The sequence below is a fragment of the Frigoribacterium sp. R86507 genome, from assembly GCF_044597695.1.
In the GTDB taxonomy this organism is placed as follows: Bacteria; Actinomycetota; Actinomycetes; order Actinomycetales; family Microbacteriaceae; genus Frigoribacterium.
On record NZ_CP139002.1, the window covers coordinates 1,569,269 to 1,589,225 of the forward strand.

General features: G+C 71.5%; 16 protein-coding genes. 8 read left to right on the forward strand and 8 right to left on the reverse strand.

The window, feature by feature from the left end; all coding sequences use genetic code 11:
* Positions 1-52: 52 nt before the first annotated feature.
* Positions 53-1,801, reverse strand: a complete 1,749-nt coding sequence (locus SJY14_RS07485) for a sodium:proton antiporter (RefSeq protein WP_054144951.1) — start codon at positions 1,799-1,801, stop codon at positions 53-55.
* A gap of 144 nt (positions 1,802-1,945) precedes the next feature.
* On the opposite strand from SJY14_RS07485, the gene SJY14_RS07490 reads away from it, so the two are divergent.
* The 4 genes from SJY14_RS07490 to SJY14_RS07505 all read left to right on the forward strand — a co-directional run bounded on the left by SJY14_RS07490 (position 1,946) and on the right by SJY14_RS07505 (position 6,786).
* On the forward strand, positions 1,946-3,505 hold the full coding sequence (locus tag SJY14_RS07490) for a carboxylesterase/lipase family protein (RefSeq protein WP_071257234.1): 1,560 nt from the start codon (positions 1,946-1,948) through the stop codon (positions 3,503-3,505).
* A gap of 110 nt (positions 3,506-3,615) precedes the next feature.
* Positions 3,616-4,896: an anion permease gene (locus SJY14_RS07495; RefSeq protein ID WP_396600185.1), complete on the forward strand. Its 1,281-nt coding sequence runs from the start codon at positions 3,616-3,618 to the stop codon at positions 4,894-4,896.
* Positions 4,896-5,105 (forward strand): hypothetical protein, encoded by a 210-nt coding sequence (locus SJY14_RS07500; protein ID WP_043596441.1) that lies wholly within the window; start codon positions 4,896-4,898, stop codon positions 5,103-5,105. Before SJY14_RS07495 ends, SJY14_RS07500 begins: the two co-directional genes overlap by 1 nt.
* Positions 5,106-5,268: 163 nt before the next feature.
* Positions 5,269-6,786, forward strand: coding sequence for an aspartate ammonia-lyase (locus tag SJY14_RS07505; protein WP_071257237.1), 1,518 nt, complete (start codon positions 5,269-5,271; stop codon positions 6,784-6,786).
* A gap of 65 nt (positions 6,787-6,851) precedes the next feature.
* On the opposite strand, the gene SJY14_RS07510 is transcribed toward SJY14_RS07505, so the two are convergent.
* The gene (locus SJY14_RS07510) at positions 6,852-7,985 is read right to left on the reverse strand and encodes a YihY/virulence factor BrkB family protein (protein ID WP_071257240.1); all 1,134 of its coding nucleotides are present in this window, start codon (positions 7,983-7,985) and stop codon (positions 6,852-6,854) included.
* Between the two features lie 109 nt (positions 7,986-8,094).
* Between SJY14_RS07510 and SJY14_RS07515 the strand changes: the two genes are divergently transcribed.
* Positions 8,095-9,471 (forward strand): PrsW family intramembrane metalloprotease, encoded by a 1,377-nt coding sequence (locus SJY14_RS07515; RefSeq protein ID WP_071257243.1) that lies wholly within the window; start codon positions 8,095-8,097, stop codon positions 9,469-9,471.
* Between the two features lie 67 nt (positions 9,472-9,538).
* On the opposite strand, the gene SJY14_RS07520 is transcribed toward SJY14_RS07515, so the two are convergent.
* Positions 9,539-10,882, reverse strand: a complete 1,344-nt coding sequence (locus SJY14_RS07520) for an MFS transporter (RefSeq protein WP_255364317.1) — start codon at positions 10,880-10,882, stop codon at positions 9,539-9,541.
* Between the two features lie 254 nt (positions 10,883-11,136).
* On the opposite strand from SJY14_RS07520, the gene SJY14_RS07525 reads away from it, so the two are divergent.
* From SJY14_RS07525 to SJY14_RS07535, 3 genes are all read left to right on the forward strand, one after another.
* Complete coding sequence (locus SJY14_RS07525; RefSeq protein WP_054144963.1) at positions 11,137-11,511, forward strand: FKBP-type peptidyl-prolyl cis-trans isomerase; 375 nt, start codon at positions 11,137-11,139, stop codon at positions 11,509-11,511.
* Entirely contained in the window at positions 11,511-12,344 is an 834-nt protein-coding gene (locus SJY14_RS07530) for an aldo/keto reductase (RefSeq protein WP_396600186.1), read from the forward strand. Before SJY14_RS07525 ends, SJY14_RS07530 begins: the two co-directional genes overlap by 1 nt.
* Before the next feature lie 147 nt (positions 12,345-12,491).
* Positions 12,492-14,783, forward strand: coding sequence for a UvrD-helicase domain-containing protein (locus tag SJY14_RS07535; RefSeq protein ID WP_071257368.1), 2,292 nt, complete (start codon positions 12,492-12,494; stop codon positions 14,781-14,783).
* A gap of 106 nt (positions 14,784-14,889) precedes the next feature.
* On the opposite strand, the gene SJY14_RS07540 is transcribed toward SJY14_RS07535, so the two are convergent.
* From SJY14_RS07540 to SJY14_RS07560, 5 genes are all read right to left on the reverse strand, one after another.
* Positions 14,890-16,008, reverse strand: a complete 1,119-nt coding sequence (locus SJY14_RS07540; protein ID WP_396600187.1) for an adenosine deaminase — start codon at positions 16,006-16,008, stop codon at positions 14,890-14,892.
* The gene (locus SJY14_RS07545; RefSeq protein WP_396600188.1) at positions 16,008-17,078 is read right to left on the reverse strand and encodes an extracellular solute-binding protein; all 1,071 of its coding nucleotides are present in this window, start codon (positions 17,076-17,078) and stop codon (positions 16,008-16,010) included. Before SJY14_RS07545 ends, SJY14_RS07540 begins: the two co-directional genes overlap by 1 nt.
* A 114-nt stretch (positions 17,079-17,192) precedes the next feature.
* Positions 17,193-18,203, reverse strand: a complete 1,011-nt coding sequence (locus tag SJY14_RS07550) for an ABC transporter ATP-binding protein (protein WP_396600189.1) — start codon at positions 18,201-18,203, stop codon at positions 17,193-17,195.
* Positions 18,200-18,997, reverse strand: a complete 798-nt coding sequence (locus SJY14_RS07555; protein WP_396600190.1) for an ABC transporter permease — start codon at positions 18,995-18,997, stop codon at positions 18,200-18,202. The genes SJY14_RS07550 and SJY14_RS07555 overlap by 4 nt, the downstream gene beginning before the upstream one ends.
* Positions 18,994-19,818, reverse strand: coding sequence for an ABC transporter permease (locus SJY14_RS07560; protein WP_071257252.1), 825 nt, complete (start codon positions 19,816-19,818; stop codon positions 18,994-18,996). The genes SJY14_RS07555 and SJY14_RS07560 overlap by 4 nt, the downstream gene beginning before the upstream one ends.
* Positions 19,819-19,957 lie beyond the last annotated feature (139 nt).

The following is a 19,957-nucleotide window of genomic DNA, read 5'->3' on the forward strand; positions in this document are numbered from 1 at the left end:
TGTCGTCTTCTCGTCTCGCCGCCGGTGCCGCTCACGATACGCCGCGCGGGAGTCACGACCTCGTGCTCGTGAAGGCCGAGGTGTCCATGGCGAGCTCCTCGGCGTCGAGTCCGAGCAGCACCCGCCTCATGACCTCTTCGTCGAGGGCGCCGGCGTCCCGCTCGCGCAGCACCACCTCGCGTCGTTTGGCGAGCAGCTCGCGCCGGATGGAGCCGAGCGCCTGGGGCGCCGCACGACGGCGGGCGCGCTGGGCGGCGGTCGCCCCCGAGACGTCCCGTTCGTCGGCGTCGTCGAGGGCCGTGCGTTGCAGCGCCTCGTTCTGCCGCAGCAGTCGGGTCGTCGAGAGCTGCACGGCGCGCTCCGTGAGCTCGGGCCCCCACCGCTTCTCCCACTCGGCACGACGCTCGGCGACGTAGGCCATGGTCTCGTCGGTGCTGGTCGCGAACACCGCCAGCTCGGCGGCGAGGTCGCGGTCGCGTTGCGTGTCGTCGCGGACGCCGAGCGCCCGGATGACGACCGGCAGCGTGAGCCCCTGCAGCAGCAGGGTGCCGACCGTGACGATGAACGCGATGAGGAACATCGTGTCGCGCGCCGGCACGGGGATGGTCGACTCGGTGACCGCCGGGATCGACACGGCCGCGGCGAGGGTGACCACACCTCTCATGCCGGTCCACGAGATGACGCTCAGCTGTCGCCAGTCCATGCGGGGTTGCGGGTGGTAACGCACCGTCCGCAGCGCCGGAGCTCGCCGCAGCCGGCGGAGCGCGGGCACCCGGCGGAGCTTCCGCAGCACCGTCGAGAGGAAGAGGTACCGGCCGGCGCGGGCTGCGTAGTAGGTGCCGAACACGAAGACCGGTCGCACGAGGACGACCACGGCCAGGACGGCGAGCGCGACGCCGACGCTCTGTCCGAGGCCACGCTCGCTCTCACTGACGTCGATCACGACGGCCCGCAGCTGGAGGCCGATCAGCGCGAAGACGAAGCCCTCGAGCACGACGTCGGCGGCCGACCAGAACGGGCGCTCCTGCAGACGGGTCGCGTAGCCCGTGCGGGGTGAGTTGAAGCCCACGTAGAGCCCCGCGGCCACGACCGCGAGCACGCCCGAGCCGCTCAGCTCCTCGGCGGCGATGTAGGCGACGAACGGCAACAGCAGGCCGATGACGTTCTCGACCACGGGGTCGTCGATGCGCATCCGCACCCGGTGGGCGACGAAGCCGAGCGCGAGGCCCACCGCCACGCCCACGCCGATGGCGAGGCCGAAGATGCCGAGGTCGTCCCACAGCGTGAGGCTCGCACCGCCCACGATCGCCAGGAACACCTTCACCAGGGTGAGCGACGCGGCGTCGTTGATCAGGCTCTCGCCCGACAGCACGGTCATCACCTTGCGGGGCAGCCCGAGCTTGCGACCGATGGCGGCCGCCGACACGGCGTCGGGAGGCGCGACCACGGCCCCGACGAGGAGTGCGGCGGGCAGGGTCATGTCGGGGATCATCACGTAGGCGACGCCCCCGACGGCGAACGCCGTCACGATCACGGCGCCCACGCCCAGTCGGGCGATCTGCACCCGGCTCTCGCGGAAGTTCAGCAGGCTGACGTCGAGCGCGGCCGAGTAGAGCAGCGGCGGCAGGACCACGGTCAGGATGACCTCGGAGTCGATCTCGATGTCGGGCACGCCGGGGATCAGCGACACGAGCAGAGCGATGCCCACGGTGAGGAGCGGTGCGGGCAGACCCCGCCAGCGGGCGAAGGCGGTCACGACGAGCGACCCGGTCAAGATGATCAGCAGCTCGCCGAGTTCCATGTGAGCCGGGCTCCGTCCAGTCGTCGAGGGCAGCCATGCGATGTGCACCGACTGCAAAGTCCGATCCATCCTCCCAGGCACCCCCTAGGAGAACGTCGGGTGAACGGCCCCGGTCGGCCGTCCGACGGCCCGTAACATCGCTGCGTGACCGCACAGCCCCGGGCGACCGTCCCGGCCCCCGACCTCGTCCGCACCACCCGCTCGGGCGAGGTCCGCGGCGTGCGGGAGCGCGGCGTTCTCGCCTGGCGCGGCATCCCCTTCGCGGCACCACCCGTGGGGCGCCTCCGGTTCCGGGCCCCCGAGCCGCCCGCGGCGTGGACGGGCGTCCGCGACGCCGGCCGGTTCGGCCCCGCCGCCCCACAGGACCGCGTGCAGTTCGTCGGCGTCGACGCCACCACGCCCCTCAGCGAGGACTGCCTGACGGTCAACGTGATCACGCCGGACGGCACCGCGCCGGGTGACGCGCTGCCCGTGCTCGTGTTCGTCCACGGAGGCGCGTACAGCGTCGGGTCGTCGCGCGAGTTCCCGAGACAGGGCGAGACGCTCGTCCGCGAGGGCGGCATCGTCTACGTCAGCCTCAACTACCGGCTGGGCGCCTTCGGCTACCTCGACTTCAGCCACTGGGCGACCCCGGAGCGCCCGTTCGACAGCAACCTCGGGCTGCGCGACCAGGTCGCCGCCCTCGAATGGGTCCGCGACAACGTCGCCGCGTTCGGCGGCGACCCCGACCGCGTGACCGTGTCGGGCGAGAGCTCGGGTGGCAACGCCGTGACGACCCTCATGACGGTGCCGCGCGCTCGCGGACTCTTCCGCGGGGTCGTCGCGCAGAGCGCACCGCCGAACGCGATCTACCCGCCGGACGTGACGCAGCGCTGGGCGGGGGAGTTCCTCGAGCTGCTGGCGCACGACCTGGACGACGACGACCTCGAGGCCACGAGCGTCGACGACGCGGCGACGATGCTCGCCGAGGCGCCGACGACCGCGATCGTCCGGGCGGCCAGTCGACTGCAGCTGCGCATCCCCGACGAGGACCCCGGCACGATCTGCTTCAGCCCGGTCATCGACGGCGACTTCCTGCCCGAACGCCCGCTCGACGCCTTCAAGGCGGGACGCGCCCACCCGGTGCCGTTGATCATCGGCACGAACGACCGCGAGGGGTCGGTGTTCACCGGGCGCCGAGACATCCTCGCCACGACCAAGCCGCGCATCCGGGCCATCTTCGCCGCGACCGAGAAGAAGGCGCGGAAGGCGATCAAGAAGCACTACCCGGGGCTTCCCGCCCGCCCTGCCGCCCTCGACTTCGGCGGCGACTACGCGTTCTGGTTCCCGAGCGTCAAGGTCGCCGAGCGGCACGCGCTGCACCAGCCGGTCCGGTTCTACCGGTTCGACGCGACGACCCGCATCCTGCGCACGGCCGGGGTCGACGCGTTCCACGGTCTCGAGCTCTGGGCGATCTACGACCGCATGGGCTCCGCGTTCGGGTGGGCGATGAGCCTTCTGGGCGGCCGCCGGGCCTTCCTGCGCACGGCCGCGCGGACGCGCTCGCGTTGGCTCGAGTTCGTCCGCACGGGGGCGGTCGCCGACTGGCCGACCTACGACCCGCACCGGAGGCGCACCCTCATCATCGACGCCCGCGACCGTGTCGAGCACGACCCGCGGGGCGAACGGCGACGGGCCTGGCAGGACTTCGTGCCGCACGTCTGAGGCGTGCCCACGGCCGTGCGACAGCCTGCGTCACCCACCGTTCACCGGGATGTACCCCGCAGGTCACCGCCGAGTTGACCCGCGTCCACCCAGCTGTGACACTCAGGCCGGTGGACATCACACTCATCGTCGTCCTGGTCATCGCACTGGCACTCTTCTTCGACTTCACGAACGGGTTCCACGACACGGCCAACGCCATGGCGACCCCGATCGCGACCGGAGCGATGAAGCCCAAGGTCGCCGTCACGGTGGCCGCGATCCTCAACCTGGTCGGGGCCTTCCTCAGCACCGAGGTCGCCAAGACCGTCTCGGGCGGCATCATCCGCGAAGGCGACGGCGGGGTGCAGATCACCCCCGAGATGATCTTCGCCGGCCTCATCGGCGCCGTCGTCTGGAACATGTTCACGTGGCTGCGCGGATTGCCGTCGAGCTCGTCGCACGCCCTGTTCGGCGGGTTGATCGGTGCGGCGATCGTCGGTGCCGGCATGGGGTCGGTGGACTTCGGCGTCGTGCTGTCGAAGGTCGTGCTGCCCGCCCTGCTCGCCCCGTTGATCGCCGGCGTCGTCGGGTACACCGCCACGCGCCTCGCCTACACGATCACCCGACGCCGTGACGACAAGAGCGAGCGGGGCGGCTTCCGCTACGGCCAGATCTTCACGTCGTCGTTGGTCGCCCTGGCGCACGGAACGAACGACGCGCAGAAGACCATGGGCGTCATCACGCTCACGCTCATCGCCGGCGGGCTGCTCACGCCCGACTCCGGCCCGCCCTTCTGGGTCGTCGTGGTCTGCGCCTTCGCCATCGCGCTGGGCACGTACACGGGCGGCTGGCGCATCATCCAGACCATGGGCGGCGGCCTCACCGAGGTCAAGCCCACGCAGGGCTTCTCGGCCGAGGCGTCGACGACCGCGACCGTTCTGGCCTCGAGCCACCTGGGCTTCGCGCTGTCGACGACGCAGGTCGCGAGCGGGTCGATCATCGGAGCCGGCCTCGGACGCCGCGGCTCGAAGATCCAGTGGGGCACGGCCGGCAAGATCGTCATCGCCTGGTTCATCACGCTCCCCGCCTCGGCGGCCGTCGGTGCCGTCGCGGCCCTCATCGCCACCCTCGGCGTCACGGGACTCGTGATCGACGCGGCCGTCGGCGCCGTCGTCATCGCCGGCATCTTCGTCCTCTCCCGCCGTCGGCCGCACGACCAGGGCTCGGCCATCGAGGTCGACGTCGCAGCCACCTCGGTGCTCTCGCGTCGCCGGGCCCGGCGGGCCGTCCGCAAGGGCCGCGTCGACACCCCGGCGTCCGGCGTCGAGGCCCCCTTCGTCCGCATGGACGACCCACCCGAGCCCGTCGCCGCCCCGCGCAGCACGGTGCCGACCGACGACGAGGTGCGCTGATGATCGACTGGTCCGCCTTCGTCGTGGTGGCGCTCGTCGCGCTCTTCTCCGCCGCCGCGCTCGTGTCGCTCTACTCGTTCGGCCTGCGCCTCCTGACGGTCGAGGGCCGGACCCCCGTGCGCACCGCCGCCGGCTACGCCTGCTTCGTGGTCTGCGCCCTCGGCGTGCTGTACGGCATCTACCTGATCGTCCCGGGCTTCCACCGCTGACCCGGCACCCCTCGGGTCGCCTCGTCCCCAGGGGCGGGATCGTCCCGGGCGGCCGAGCCGCGCCTCCCCGGGAGGGACCCGTCCGCCGTCCCGCCGGTAGGGTCGACGGAAGCGTCCGGTCGACGACGACCGGGCCCCGACTGACGACGGAGGCTCACCACACGTGACGACCGAGACAGCAGCACCGACCCGCACCGAGACCGATTCGCTGGGCAGCCGAGAGGTCCCCGCCGACGTCTACTGGGGCATCCACACCGCCCGGGCGCTCGAGAACTTCCCGATCTCGCAGCGGCCGATCTCGGTCTACCCCGACCTCGTCACGGCCCTCGCGCTGGTGAAGCAGGCGGCGGCCCGCGCCAACGTCGAGATCGGCGTGCTCGACCCGGTCAAGGCCGAGGCCATCGAACGCGCCTGCGAAGAGATCCGCGGGGGCGCCCTGCACGACCAGTTCGCCGTGGGGGTCATCCAGGGCGGCGCCGGCACGTCGACGAACATGAACAGCAACGAGGTCATCGCCAACCGCGCCCTCGAGCTGCTCGGCCACGCCAAGGGCGACTACCGCCACCTCCACCCGATCGACGACGTCAACCGCAGCCAGAGCACCAACGACACCTATCCCACCTCGATCAAGATCGCGATGGTGCTCACCCTGCGCCGCCTCCTCGTCGAACTCGACCTGCTCGCCGACTCGTTCGCCGCCAAGGGCGCCGAGTTCCACGACGTGCTCAAGGTCGGCCGCACCCAGCTGCAGGACGCCGTGCCGATGACCCTCGGCCAGGAGTTCACGGGCTTCGCGCACACCCTGGCCGAAGACGTCCAGCGACTGCGCGACGTGGTGCCGCTGCTCGGCGAGATCAACCTCGGTGCCACGGCCATCGGCACGGGAATCACGGCCGACCCGCTCTACGCCGACGCCGTCCGCCGCCACCTCAGCACGCTCTCGGGCATGGACCTCGTCACGGCCCCCGACCTCATCGAGGCGACGAGCGACACGGGCGTCTTCATGACGTTGAGCGGCGCCCTGAAACGCAGCGCGATCAAGCTGTCCAAGATCTGCAACGACCTGCGACTGCTGTCGTCGGGCCCGCAGGCGGGCATCAGCGAGATCACGCTGCCGCCGCGCCAGGCCGGGTCGTCGATCATGCCGGGCAAGGTGAACCCGGTGATCCCCGAGGTGGTCAACCAGGTCGCGTTCTCGGTGGCCGGGGCCGACGTGACGGTCACGATGGCCGCCGAGGCCGGGCAGCTGCAGCTCAACGCGTTCGAGCCCGTCATCACCCACTCGGTCATGCAGAGCCTGCAGTGGATGACCTACGCCTGCCAGACGTTGCGGATCAACTGCGTCGACGGCATCGAGGCGAACCGCGCCCGCCTGACCCAGCAGGTCGAGACGAACGTCGGCAGCGTCACGGCGCTCACGCCCTACATCGGTTACACGGCGGCCGCGGCGATCGCGCACACCGCGCTGACGACGAACGCGGCGATCGCGCCGCTCGTCGTCGCGGCCGGCCTGATGACCGACGAGCAGGTGCGTAAGGTGCTGTCGCCCGCCCGCCTCTCGGGACTCGCGCCGATCACCAGCGCGATCACCGTCATCGACGTCGAGGACCCCGCCGCGGCGGTGGCCCGGGCCGCCAACACGACGGGCGCGCGCAACCCGGGCGACGAGACCGCCGGCTGACGCGACCACGGGCAGGAGGCGCGGCGCCGGTCGACCGGCACCGCGCCTCCTGAGGGTCCGCGCCTCTAAGGCGTCGACGGGGCGTGGGTGCTCGGGTCGACCTGGTCGGCTCGCTGCGCGGCCTGGGGCCGCTCGTCGGCCGGCCGGTCTCGGTCGCCCCGCAGGTGGACGCGCCGCAGTTCGTCCGGCTCGAGCACGCCGCCGTTCTCGCGCAGGGCTCGCTCGCGGATCGCCCGGCCCACCCGGACGTCCCAGGCGAGGTTCCGCGCCAGGATGTGGTTGCGCGCGGTGTCACGGAGCGGCAGGGGGATGACCTCCTCGGCCTGCACCCCCCGACGCAGCTGGCGCATGCGCAGGATCTCGCTGTCGAGCTCGCCGCCGATCACGAGCACGAAGTTGCTGATGTACGCGTAGAGCAACACGACCACGACACCGCCCACCCAGCCGTAGAAGCGGTCGTAGTTCGACACCGTCGCGACGTAGACCGCGAAGCCCACCGTCGCGATCGCCCAGCCGCCGAGGGCGACCATGGCTCCGTACGACACCCAGCGCAGGCGCGGTGGTCGCACGTTGGGCGTGAAGAAATAGAGCATCGCGACCGAGAGGACGGCCAGGACCACGAGCACGGGCCACTTGACGACGTTGTAGAGGTCGGTCCACGGTCGGCCGATGCCGAAGCGGGCGGCGACCGCGTCGCTCAGCGTGGGCGTCACGAGCAGGATGACCGCGATGACGGCGAATGACACCATCAGCACGAGCGTGACGATCATCATGTGGCCGCGGAACTTCCAGATGCGGCGCCCCTCCTCGACCTCGTAGGCGGTGTTCATCGCCCGACCGAACGCCGTCGTGTAGGCCGACAACGACCACAGGGTGAGCCAGAGGCCGATGCCGAACGCGACGCCGGGGTTCGACAGGCTGAGCATCTGCTCGAGCGGCCAGCGCAGGGTCTCGATCGCGTCGGGGCTCAGGACGTACCGGGCCACCGAGAGGATCTCGTCCACGGCGTCGCCGTCGTCGACGAACAGGGCGACCCCCGAGACGAGCGCGAGCGCGCCGGGCACCAGGGCGAGCATCGAGAAGAAGGTGAGCGACCCGGCGGCGTCGATGGTGCGGTGGCGCAGGAAATCGTGCCAGACCCGCATGATCACGTACCGGAACAGCGACGGGTCCTCGGGCAGGGAACGCGTCGGGGCCATCCTGCGAGATTACCGGGCGGTCCGGGACGTCGCGGCCCGTCACGCGGTCCGTCCCGCCCCCCGTCCCGCACCCCGCGCCGACCCCGGCGTCAGCCCGTAGGGTCGGGGGATGACCTGGTCCGATCCCCGCGGCGTCGGACACGACGCGTACGGACGCCCGCTGACGCCCTACGCCGATCCCTCCGCCGTCACCCCGGCGGCGGGCCCCACCTGGTCGGTCCAGGGTCCGGCGGCCAACCCCGAGCCGGTCTGGTACCCCGTGCAGCCGGTCTTCGTGCAGCCGACCCCGCACCGCCGGGTCGCGAGTGCCGTGGCGCTCGCCGTGGGGTTCACGGTGATCGGCACGTTCGCCCTGGCCGTCGGCCTGTACTTCCTGGTCTTCGTGCAGCCCGGGGTGCTGTTGGCCGGCAGCCTGCTCGCCTTCGTCCCGTTGACGATCGTGCTGCTCGGCATCTGGTTGGTCGACCGGTGGGAGCCCGAACCACGGGTGGCCCTGCTGTTCGCGTTCCTCTGGGGCGCGGCGGTCGCCGTGGGAACGGCGCTGATCGTCGACTACGCCCTCGAGACGGCTCGGGCCGTGCTCGGCGTCAGGTCCGGCGAGCTGGGGGACGTCCTCGGGGCGGTCGTCCAGGCGCCGCTCGTCGAGGAGGGGGCGAAGGGGCTCGGGGTGCTGCTCGTCCTGTGGATCTTCCGACGGCACTTCGACGGCCCGGTCGACGGGATCGTCTACGCGGCCACGGTGGCGGCGGGCTTCGCCTTCGTCGAGAACATTCAGTACTTCGCCCTGCAGGTCGGAGAAGACCTCGCGACGGGCAGCCAGGGTCTCGCCTACGTCTTCTTCGTGCGCGCCCTGATGTCGCCGTTCGCGCACGTGATGTACACGGCCTGCACCGGCTTCGCCCTCGGTCTCGCGGCACGTCGGACCGGCCCCTACGGCGCGATCGGCTGGTTCTTCGTCGGCCTCGTCCCCGCGGCGGGACTGCACGCGCTGTGGAACGGTGCCCTGTTCGTGGTCGGCGACGGCTTCTTCGTCTACTACCTGCTCGTGCAGGTGCCGATCTTCGTGGCCATGGTGCTGCTCGTGGTGTTCCTGCGCCGCAACGAGCGGAGGGTCACCCACGACCGGCTCGCCGAGTACGCCGCGGTGGGTTGGTTCAGCGCCGACGAGGTCGGCATGCTCTCGTCGAGCGCCGGTCGTCGCCGCGCGAGGTCGTGGGCCGCGTCCCGGGGTATCCGACCCGCCATGAAGGTCTTCATCTCGAACGCCACGCGCCTGGCCTTCACCCGCCAGCGACTGGTGAAGGGCCGCCGCGCGCTCGACGAGGCGGTGCAGCGCGACGAGGCCGAACTGCTCTCCGCCCTCACCGCGAGCCGTGTCGCCCTGCAGGCTCCGCCCACGGCCTTCGTCGGGTACCCGCAGCACCCGGGGTGGCCGCCGCAGGTGCCGCAGCATCCCGGGTCGCCGCAGTCCGGCCCCGGCTGGTGACGCGCGCCGCCGCGAAGCCTCCCACCTCGGGTGCGGTCGCCGCGACGACTGCCATCGCCGACTCGGGTCAGGGAGTCGGCGCCTCGGCGTCGTAGCGTCCGAAGGCAGGGGTCAGCCGGGCCACGAGCGCGACGAGCGCCACGACGAGCAGCCCGCCGAGCAGGGGCGGCCAGAAGACGGCGATGCCCGCGACGAGTCCGACGAACAGGTCGCCCACCCGGGGCCCGCCCGTGACGACCACGATGAAGATGCCCTGCAGGCGGCCCCGCATGGCGTCGGGCGCGGCCGACTGCAGGATGGTCGACCGGAAGATCGAGCTGACGTTGTCGCTCGCACCCGCTCCGGCCAGCGCGATCGCCGCCCCGCCGAGGGCGGCCAGGTTCGCCTGGTCGAGTCCCGCCGTGACGTCGCCGCCGTGGGCCGGTGTCACGAGCAACACGACGCCGAACGAGGCGATGCAGAGCCCGTAGGCGGTGATCGCCCATCGCACGGCCACGCCCTGACGGCGCACGTGGCCGAGGCGTCCCGAGAAGACGCTGCTCAGCAGTGCCCCCACCGCGAACGAGGCGGAGAGGACGCCGACCGTCACCGCGCCTCCTCCGATCACGAGCGTGCCGACCACCGGGTAGAGCACGCGGGGCATGCCGAAGGTCATCGCCACGATGTCCATGACGAAGGTCGTCCGGATGTTCGGCGACCGTTTCAGGAACGCCAGACCGAAGCGCAGCGACTCGAGCCCCGGGCGCTGGGTCTCGCCCTCGGGTCGGATCGGGGGCAGTGTGACGATCCCGAGGAACGCCGTCGAGAACAGCACGACGTCGACCGTGTACGTCAGCGGGAACCCCACGCCCGCGACCAGCACGCCGGCCAGCGCGGGCCCGACGGTCAGCATCAGGCCCATGCTGATGCCGCTCAGAGCGGAGGCGGCCGGCAACAGCTCGCGGGGCAGGAGGCGCGGCACGATCGAGGCGCGCGAGGTCGCGATCATCGTGCCCGCCACGGCGTTGACCGTGGTCAGCAGATAGAGCAGCCACACCTCGTGCAGTCCGAGGTAGGCGTGCAGCGCGATGGCCGCGGTCGAGAGCCAGGCGAAGACGGCGGCGACCAGCGCGACCTTCCGCCGGTCGAAGGCGTCGGCGAGCATGCCGCCGTAGAGACCGGCCAGGATCATCGGCACGAGCGAGACGACGCCGACCAGGGCGACCGCGAAGGTCGAGCGGGTGATCTCGAAGATCTCGAGGCCGACGGCGACGAGCGTGAGCTGCGTCCCGATGCCGCTGATGGCGCTGCCCGCGAACAGCCGGGCGAAGGCGGGGCTGGTGCGGAGCGGGGTGACGTCGACGAACAACGGGCGACGGGCCGGCGGCGCAGAGCGGGGCGACGGCGGTGACGGAGGCGGGGTGGCGGACAAGCTGCCATTCTTGCCGATCGTGCAGATTCCCGCAGGCCCGGGTGGCGCGGCCCGTGCGGCGCGACCCGCGCGACCGGCGCGACCCGGTCCGGGCCGGCTCTCGGCCGATTTGGCGGCGCGACACCACGGGAGTAGCGTCCATGTGTTCGCATCGATGACTTGTTCTCGGTGCGAACGTGGGTCGGCTTCTCGAGCCTCGCAGGGAGGACGCGAGCGGCCGACCCGCCCCTCGGCGGGGTGGTTGGATGGTCGGCATGACTCACGACCCCCAGACCAAGCCCGAGATCGACGCCCCCACCGGCCCCGCCCCCACCGAGCTGAAGATCACCGACGTCACCGTCGGCGACGGAGCCGAGGCGCAGTCCGGCTCGACCGTAAACGTCCACTACCTCGGCGTCGAGCACGACTCCGGCGAAGAGTTCGACTCGTCGTGGAGCCGCGGCGAGGCCATCAACTTCCCGCTGCAGGCCCTGGTCCGCGGCTGGCAGGAGGGCATCCCCGGCATGAAGGTCGGCGGACGCCGCGAGCTCGTCGTGCCGCCCCACCTGGCCTACGGCCCCGCCGGTGGCGGCCACCCGCTCTCGGGCAAGACGCTGATCTTCGTCATCGACCTGCTCGGCGTCAGCTGATGACGGTCGCCCCCTCGGTCGGCCTCAACGACGGGCGCACGCTGCCCCAGCTCGGCCTCGGCACCTACGGACTGAACGGCGACGAGGGCACGGCACAGGTCGTCACGGCGATCTCGTCGGGCTACCGTCTGCTCGACACGGCGCTGAACTACGGCAACGAGGCGGCCGTCGGGGCGGCGATCCGTCAGAGCGACGTGTCCCGCGACGACCTGGTCGTCACGACGAAGCTGCCCGGTCGGCACCACGGGTACGACGAGACCCTGGCGAGCTTCGACGAGAGCCGGGCGAACCTCGGCCTCGACTTCGTCGACCTGTACCTGATCCACTGGCCGCTGCCGCGGATCGACAAGTACGTCGAGACGTTCAAGGCCTTCGTCCGGCTGCAGGAGGACGGGCTCGTCGGCTCGATCGGCGTCTCGAACTTCACGGCCGAGCATCTGCAGCGCGTCGCCGACGAGACGGGCGTGGTGCCCGCGGTCAACCAGATCGAGCTGCACCCGTACTTCCCGCAGGCCGAGTTGCGCGCCGTGCACGAGAGCATGGGCATCGTCACCGAGAGCTGGAGCCCACTCGCGAAGCAGAGCGAAATCCTGAGCGAGGCACGCGTCACCGCGATCGCGGAGGCCCACGGCAAGACGCCCACCCAGGTCGTCCTCCGCTGGCACGTGCAGCTCGGCGCGGTCCCCGTGCCGAAGTCGGCCGACGCCGGTCGTCAGCGCGAGAACCTCGACGTCTTCGACTTCGAGCTCACGCCCGACGAGGTCGAGTCGATCAGCGGCCTCGAGCGCGGTCGGCTGTGGGACGGCGACCCGCTGACACACGAGGAGTTCTAGGCCCGGCTCCGACGCGACCACCCCAGGAGGCGCGCTCGTCCCCTCGAGGACGGGCGCGCCTCCTGCGTCCTCGGACCGATTCCGGGCTCGCCGTCGGTGGCCGGAAGCTAGACTGGCGTGCCGACTTTTCCCGAAGGGTACGAACACCTGTTGTCATCCGAGATCGACCGCGAACGCGCCTATGTGGGCACCCTCTACGAACGCCTCGACGAGCTGAAGGCCGACGCCCGCGTCCGCCTCGAGCGGACCCGCCGCGAGACCGTCGGCGGCAACCACCAGAGCCGCAGCGAGCGCGACGCCTACGCGCGGCTGTACGAAGACACCATCGTCCAGCTGGGCTCGGTCGACGAGCGGCTCGCGTTCGGTCGCCTCGAACTCGAGACGCCCGACCTGCTCGGTCAGACCGGCGACGTCGACCGTCCGGCCGAGCCCGGCGAGGGCGGACGCTACCGCTACATCGGCCGCATCGGCCTGCGTGACGAGGCCCACCACCCGATCCTGCTCGACTGGCGCGTGCCCGGGGCCAGCGCCTTCTACCAGGCGACCGCCGCGACGCCCATGGGGGCCCGCGCCCGTCGCCACCTGACCCTCGAGGGTCGCACCGTCACCCGTCTCGAGGACGAGGTGTTCGACCCCGACCTGCTCGACCGCGACGACGTGCAGTTGCAGGGCGAGGGGGCGCTCATGGCCGCGCTGACCGCGCAGCGCACCGGCCGCATGACCGACATCGTCGCCACGATCCAGGGCGAACAAGACCGCATCATCCGTTCGCAGCTCGACGGCGTGCTCGTCGTCCAGGGCGGCCCCGGCACGGGCAAGACGGCCGTGGCTCTGCACCGGGCCGCGTACCTGCTCTACTCGCACCGCGACCGGCTGAAGGGCTCGGGCGTGCTCGTCGTCGGGCCGTCGCGGTCGTTCCTGCGCTACATCGAACAGGTGCTGCCCTCGCTCGGCGAGAGCGGCGTCGTCCTGTCGAGTCTCGGCGGCCTGTACCCGGGCGTCGAGGCCCAGACCGACGACGCGCCCGACGTCGCCGCGCTCAAGGGGTCCGCCGAGATGGCCGAGCTGATGCGTCGCGCGGTCCGGTCGCGGCAGATCCGCCCGGCCGAGCCGACGACCATCGACATCAACGGCGAACGCCTCGTGGTGCGCCCCGAGCTCGTCGGCGAGGCCATGCGCAAGGCCCAAGAGCGCGGCAAACCCCACAACGTGGCCCGGGTCACCTTCAACAAGGCGGCCCTCTCGGCCCTGACGCGCCAGCTGGTCGACCAGATGCGCGAGCACGGCACGACGGTCGACGAGTCCGACGAGGCCGTCCTGCGAGAAGACATCCGGCAGTCCTACGACGTGCGCGTGCTGCTCAACACCGCCTGGCTGCCGCTCAGCGCCGAGAAGCTCGTCGAAGACCTGTACGCCCGGCCGAACTGGCTCGCCTCGATCACCCCGCGCTGGACGCCCGAGCAACGCGCCCTCCTGCGGCGCGAACGCGGGGCGGGCTTCACGGTCTCCGACGTGCCGCTGCTCGACGAGGCCGCCGAGTTGCTCGGCGAGTTCCAGTCCGGCGTCGACCCCGAGCGCCTGGCCCGCAAGGCCCAGCGCAAGCGCGACATCGAGAACGCCGAGCGCGCCATCGAGAACATGGGCGTCGAGGGCATGGTCAGCGCCGAGCAGATCGCCGGGGGCTTCGCCGAGCGCGCGGCGTCGATGACGACCGCCGAGCGGGCCGCGGGGGACCGCACCTGGGCCTTCGGCCACGTGGTGGTCGACGAGGCACAAGAACTGTCGCCCATGCAGTGGCGCCTGCTGTCACGGCGCTGCCCGCTGCGGTCGTTCACCGTCGTCGGCGACATCGCCCAGGCGTCGAGCCCGGCGTCGGCGACCTCGTGGGACCGCGCCCTCCAGGCCCTGCTCGGCCGTCGTCGAGGCGGCGGCGCACAGGGCACTTCGGCTCCGTGGCGGCTCGAAGAGCTCACCGTCAACTACCGGACGCCGGCGCAGATCGTGACCTACGCCGAGGACGTCGCGACGGCGACCGGGCTGCGGATCACCCCGAGCCGGTCGGTGCGGTCGAGCGAGTGGCCGGTGCGCGAGGTGACCGGCGCCTCCTCGAAGGACGACTTCGTGCGCGCCACCGTCGAGGCCGTCCGTGCCGACCGGGAGATCGACTCCGAGGGCACGCTCGCGGTGATCGCCCCCGAGCAGGCCGTCCAGGCGCTGGTCGAGGTGCTGTCGGCCGAGTTCGACGGCCTCGTGGCTGCCGGCACGGCGTCGTTGACCAAGCCGATCTCGGTGCTGAGCCCGACGACGTCGAAGGGGCTCGAGTTCGACTCGGTCGTCGTGGTCGACCCCGAGCGGGTGCGACAGTCCAGCCGACGCGGCAACGCCAGCCTCTACGTGGCGATGACCCGGCCCACGCAACGCCTCACGGTCGTCTCGTAGGCCGGGTCGCGGGGTCGGGTCGGCCGGGTCGGCCCGACGCCGGCTCGCCCGACGCCGGCTCGCCCCGCGCCGGCTCTTCCCCGCAGCGGCTCGCCCCGAGCCGGCATCAGACCCCGGCCACCCCGAACTCGAGGTCGAGGGCCGCCAGCTCGCGGTCGAACCGCGCCCGCAGCGCCTCCTTCTCGGCGCCGGGCAGCCAGCTGGCGTCGACGCCGGCGTAGGCCATCGAGCGCACCTGGTCGGCGGTGGCCCCGATCTGCTCGTGCACGATGCGGTACTCGGCGGCGAGGCTCGTCGGGAACATCCCCGGGTCGTCGGACGCGGGCACGACGTTCAGGCCCGCGTCGAGCATGGCCTCGATGGAGGCGCGGCGCCAGGGACGCCACGACCGTCGCGAGGTCGTCGACACGACGGTGAACGCCACCTGCTCGTCGCGCACGCGCGCGACGACCTCGTCGTCCTCGAGCACGTAGTACCCGTGGTCGATGCGGTCGCAGCCGAGCTGGTCGAGGCAGGTGATCGTGTTGACCGCCGTGGGGGAGTGCTCGGACGAGTGGGCTGTGCGGCCGAGCCCGGCCTCGCCGGCCAGGCGGTAGGCGTCCACGAACCGCTCGGGCGGGCCCGAGGTCTCGAGGTTGTCGAGGCCGATGCCCGCGACGTACTCGTGAGGGTGCTCGACGACCTGCTGCACGAGGGCGAGCGCGTGCTCGCCCGACTTGCTGCGGTCGATGCCCTGGATCATCCGGCCGGTCATGCCGAAGTCGCGCTCCGCCATCCGGATGCCCTCGGCGTACGCCTCGACGGACCCGGCGTAGCCGAGCGACTCGAGGTGCGGCGGCACGGCGTCGAAGAACAGCTCGAGGTGACGGGTCCCGCTGGTGCGGTGCGCCTCCTCGAAGGCCTCGTAGACGATCCGCGTGAGGTCGTCCGCGTCGCGCAGCACCTCGACGACCCAGTTCGACGCCTGGAACAGCGAGTACGACACCTCGGGCTCGTCGGTGCTGCGCCCCTGCGGCACGGGGATGCGCGTGTCGCGGTAGAGCGCCGGGTCGGGCGGCAGCGAGTTGATGTCGGCGAAGATCCGCTCGGGCTCGTCGGGCAGCTCGAGCCCCTCGCGGCGGGCGAGCTCGGCGAAGGTGCTCGCCCGGACGGTGCCGATCAGGTGGCAGTGCAGGTCGACCTTGGGCATGCGGTCCAGGTAGGCCGGGGGCAGGGTGGTGCTCATCAGCGCGAGGTCACCTCACGGGCGAAGCGGTCGACCCAGTCCGAGCGGGTGGGGACGAGTTCGGTCGGGTCGAGGGTCGAGTAGCCCGCGGCGACCGGGTCGGCGGCGATGTCACCCACGACGGCCTCGATCGTGTCGGGCACCGTGGCGCCCGGGTTGACGGGCAGGTCGCCGACGATCTCGGCGGACGAGGTCTGCGCCTCGACCGAGAGCAGGTAGTCGACGAACTGGTTCGCGCCGTCGACGTTCTCGGCACCGGTCGGGATCATCGCGCGGTTGGTGGCCATGTAACGGCCCATGGCCGGCGCCGTCCAGGCGATCGGCTCGCCGGACTCGACGAGGTCGGTCGCGAATCCGCTCAGCGAGTCGGCGGCGACGATCTCGCCCTGCGTCAGCAGGTTGGTCACCTCGGTGGACGAGCTGTAGAACTGCAGCACGCCGGGGGCCCACTCGCCGAGCTGGTCGAGGGCCGCGTCGATGTCGTAGGGGCCGTCGCCGTACTCGTCGGCGACGCCCGAGACCATCAGCTGGCCGGCCGTCACCGAGATGTCCGGCAGGGCGACCTTGCCCGAGACGCCCTTCTCGCCGTAGAGGCTCCACTGCGCGGCCTCGTCGGCGGTCAGTTCGTCGGTGGAGTACATCGTGCCGTTGAGCTGGTAGCTGTAGGCCGGGCCGAGGTAGGAGTCCTCTTTGGCGAAGTCGGCGATCTCGTCGAGCGACGGCACGGCCGAGGCGTCCACCTGCTGGAAGAGGTCGTCCTCCTGGCCGAGGGCCGCGTAGTAGTCCGAGATCAGCATGACGTCGACGTCGGGCTGCCCGCCCGCGACCTGCAGCTGCGACAGGCGGTCCGAGTTCGAGCCGGTGTCGACGACGACCTCGATGCCGGTCTTCTCGGTGAATGGGTCGATGACGGCTTCCTGGAACTCCTCGACGCCGAACGGGAACGTGCTCACGGTGATCGTGTCGGCGTCGGGCTCGCCGCCGCCGTCGGCCGAGCAGCCGGCGAGCACGAGGGTCGTCGCGGCGACGCCGGCGACGATCGCCAGGCGGGTGCGGAGGGTGGGGGTCATGGTCGTGTCCTTTCGGGGCGGTCTCGGCGAGACCGGGCGGTGTGGAACGCGGGTGGGTGGGTCCGGTGGAGGCGGGTCACGAGGAGGCGCGCGCGGCTCCGCGCACCGGGCGGATCAGTCGGCGAGGGCCACGAGCCGCGAGGCCGGCGCCGTGACGGTCACCCGGTCGCCGATCGCGACCGTCTCGGAGCCCGTGCTGCGGACGTCCGACAGCAGTCGCACCTCCGCCCCCGCGGCGTCGACGGCGTTCACGGTGACGAGCAGGTCGACCCCGCGGTACGCGACGTCGCTGACGACCCCGGCGAGGTGCAGGCCGTCGTGCGCCGCGCCTCCTGCGGAGGTCTCGGGCGTGACCCCGAGGTGCTCGGGGCGGATCGCGAGCAGGGTGCCGTCGGTTGCCGTGACGAAGTTCTCGTAGCCGAGGAAGTCGGCGACGAAGCGGTTCGCCGGGTTCGGGAACACGTGCTGCGGCGAACCCTGCTGCATGATCCGCCCGGCGCGCATGAGCACCATGTCGTCGCTCATCTCGAGTGCTTCGTCCTGGTCGTGCGTGACGAGCACGACGGTGAGGCCCGTCTCTCCCTGGATGCGGCGGATCTCGGCGCGCATCTGTACGCGCAGGCGAGCATCGAGGTTCGACAGCGGCTCGTCGAGCAGCAGCAGCTTCGGGCGGATGGCGATGGCGCGGGCCAGGGCGACGCGTTGTTGTTGGCCGCCCGAGAGCTTCTTCGGCTTGCTGCCGGCGAGGTGGGCCAGACCGACCAGGTCGAGGGTCTCCATCACGCGACGGCGGCGCTCGGCGGTGTCGACGCCGCGCAGCTTCAGGCCGTAGCCGACGTTGTCGGCGACGCTGAGGTGCGGGAAGAGCGCGTACGACTGGAACACCATGCCCAGGTCGCGCTTCTCGGGCGGCGTGCGCGTGCTGTCGACGCCGGCGATGCGGATCGTGCCCGACGTCGGGGCGGCGTAGCCGGCGAGCATGCGCAGGCTCGTCGTCTTGCCGCAGCCGCTCGGGCCGAGCAGCGTGGTGAGCTTGCCCTCGGCGATGGACAGGTCGATCGAGTCGACGGCGGTGAAGTCCCCGAAGACCTGGCTGACGGCGACGAATTCTGCTGCGGTGCTCATCTGTTGATGCCTCCGAAGATCTTGGCGAAGCCGACGGTGCGTTCGGCGATGACGGCGATGACGACGGTCCCCGCGAGGATGAGCGTGGCCATCGCCGCGACCATGGGGTCGTAGCTCTGCTGCACGTAGTCGAGCATCGTGACGGGCAGGGTGCGGAAGTCGCGGCTCTGCAGCAGCAGCGACAAGGGGACGTTGTTGAACGAGGTGACGAAGCTGAGCAGCGCCGCCGAGAAGATGCCGGGGCGCAACAGGGGCAGGGTCACCGTGAAGAAGGCCCGGAGGGGCGAGGCGCCGAGCCCGCGGGCGGCCTCCTCGAGGGCGGGGTCGGCCAGGGCCAGGGAGGCGCCGGTCACCCGGACCGCGTAGGGCAGCATCAAGACGGTGTGCCCGATCAACAGCACGGGGAAGTTGTCGAGCCGGAACCCGATGACGAGCTGCTGGTAGAGCGCGAGCCCCACCACGAGCTCGGGGACGATCAGCGGCGACAGGAACAGCGCCTCGACGAGCCCTTTGCCCGGCAACCTGCCTCGATGGATCGCCAGCGTCGCGGGGATGCCGACGAGCAGGGCGAGCACCGTGGCGATCAGGGCGAGCTGGAGGCTCGAGACGAGGGCCTGGGTGAACGGGTCGTAGCCGAGCGCGGCCTCGAACCAGCGCAGCGAGAACCCCTGGGGCGGGAAGCGCAGGGTGCGTTCGCTCGTGAACGCGGTGGCGACGACGAACAGGATCGGGACGATCATCACGACGTAGCCGGCGACGGCGAGCGTGCCGGCGATCGGGCGGCGGGTGGTCACGAGGTGGCTCCCTTCCGGGCGACGAGGGACGACAGACCCGACACGACGAAGACCAGCACGGTCATGATCAGGGCGGTGGCCGAGGCCCCGGCCCAGTCGATCGTCACGCTCGAGTACGAGAAGAGCTGCGTGGCGAGCATGCGCTGGCCCGAGCCGCCGAGGAGGTACGGGGTCGTGTAGGCGGTGACCGAGCCGGCGAAGACGAGGGTCGCGGCGACGACGACGCCGGGCAGCGAGAGGGGGACGACGATGCTCCAGAAGGTGCGGGTGCGGCTCGCGCCGAGCCCGCGGGCGGCGTCGTCGAGGCCCGGGTCGACCTGGGCCACCGCCGAGTAGCACGAGATGATCGCGAGCGGCAGGAACAACTGCGTCAGGCCCAGCACGATCGCCAGCTCGGTGTAGAGCAGCTGCGGGGCCTCGTCGACCAGGCCGAGCGTCGTGAGCAGTTGACCGATGGCGCCGTTCTTGCCGAGCACCACGAGCCACCCGAAGGTGCGGACGACGTTGCTGAGCAGCAGCGGGAAGATCGCCAGGGCGAGCAGGACGCCCGACCAGCGCGAGGTCGAGCGGGCGAGCAGGTAGGCGATGGGGAAGCCGAGGGCCACGCAGATCACGGTCACGACGAGGCCGAGCCCGACGGTGCGTCCGATGATGCGCAGGTCGAAGGGATCGGTGAGCATCTGGCCGAGGCGGCCGACGATCTCGCCGGCGGTCACGCCGGGCGGGGCGAAGAGCATCGCGAGCGACGGCACCGCGAAACCGATCAGCAGGAAGGCGAGGCCCGGCAGCAGCAACAGCAGCGCGGGTTTGCGGGACGTCACGGGTTTCCTCCGATGGGTTCTGCCTCAGGGGGGATGTCGGCTCCACGTCGGGTGAAACCGGTTACATCGACCCTAAGGGCGTGGATCGCTCGCGCCGGTCCTGCCGTGTAAACAGCTTGTTACAAGCGTCAGGACGTCG

Bases quoted from the DNA above. Each gene is read 5' to 3' on its own strand.
- SJY14_RS07485 (WP_054144951.1), bottom strand. From the start codon at position 1,801: ATGGAACTCGGCGAGCTGCTGATCATCTTGACCGGGTCGCTCGTCGTG.
- SJY14_RS07500 (WP_043596441.1), top strand. From the start codon at position 4,896: ATGATCGACTGGTCCGCCTTCGTCGTGGTGGCGCTCGTCGCGCTCTTC.
- SJY14_RS07510 (WP_071257240.1), bottom strand. From the start codon at position 7,985: ATGGCCCCGACGCGTTCCCTGCCCGAGGACCCGTCGCTGTTCCGGTAC.
- SJY14_RS07515 (WP_071257243.1), top strand. From the start codon at position 8,095: ATGACCTGGTCCGATCCCCGCGGCGTCGGACACGACGCGTACGGACGC.
- SJY14_RS07525 (WP_054144963.1), top strand. From the start codon at position 11,137: ATGACTCACGACCCCCAGACCAAGCCCGAGATCGACGCCCCCACCGGC.
- SJY14_RS07530 (WP_396600186.1), top strand. From the start codon at position 11,511: ATGACGGTCGCCCCCTCGGTCGGCCTCAACGACGGGCGCACGCTGCCC.
- SJY14_RS07540 (WP_396600187.1), bottom strand. From the start codon at position 16,008: ATGAGCACCACCCTGCCCCCGGCCTACCTGGACCGCATGCCCAAGGTC.
- SJY14_RS07545 (WP_396600188.1), bottom strand. From the start codon at position 17,078: ATGACCCCCACCCTCCGCACCCGCCTGGCGATCGTCGCCGGCGTCGCC.
- SJY14_RS07550 (WP_396600189.1), bottom strand. From the start codon at position 18,203: ATGAGCACCGCAGCAGAATTCGTCGCCGTCAGCCAGGTCTTCGGGGAC.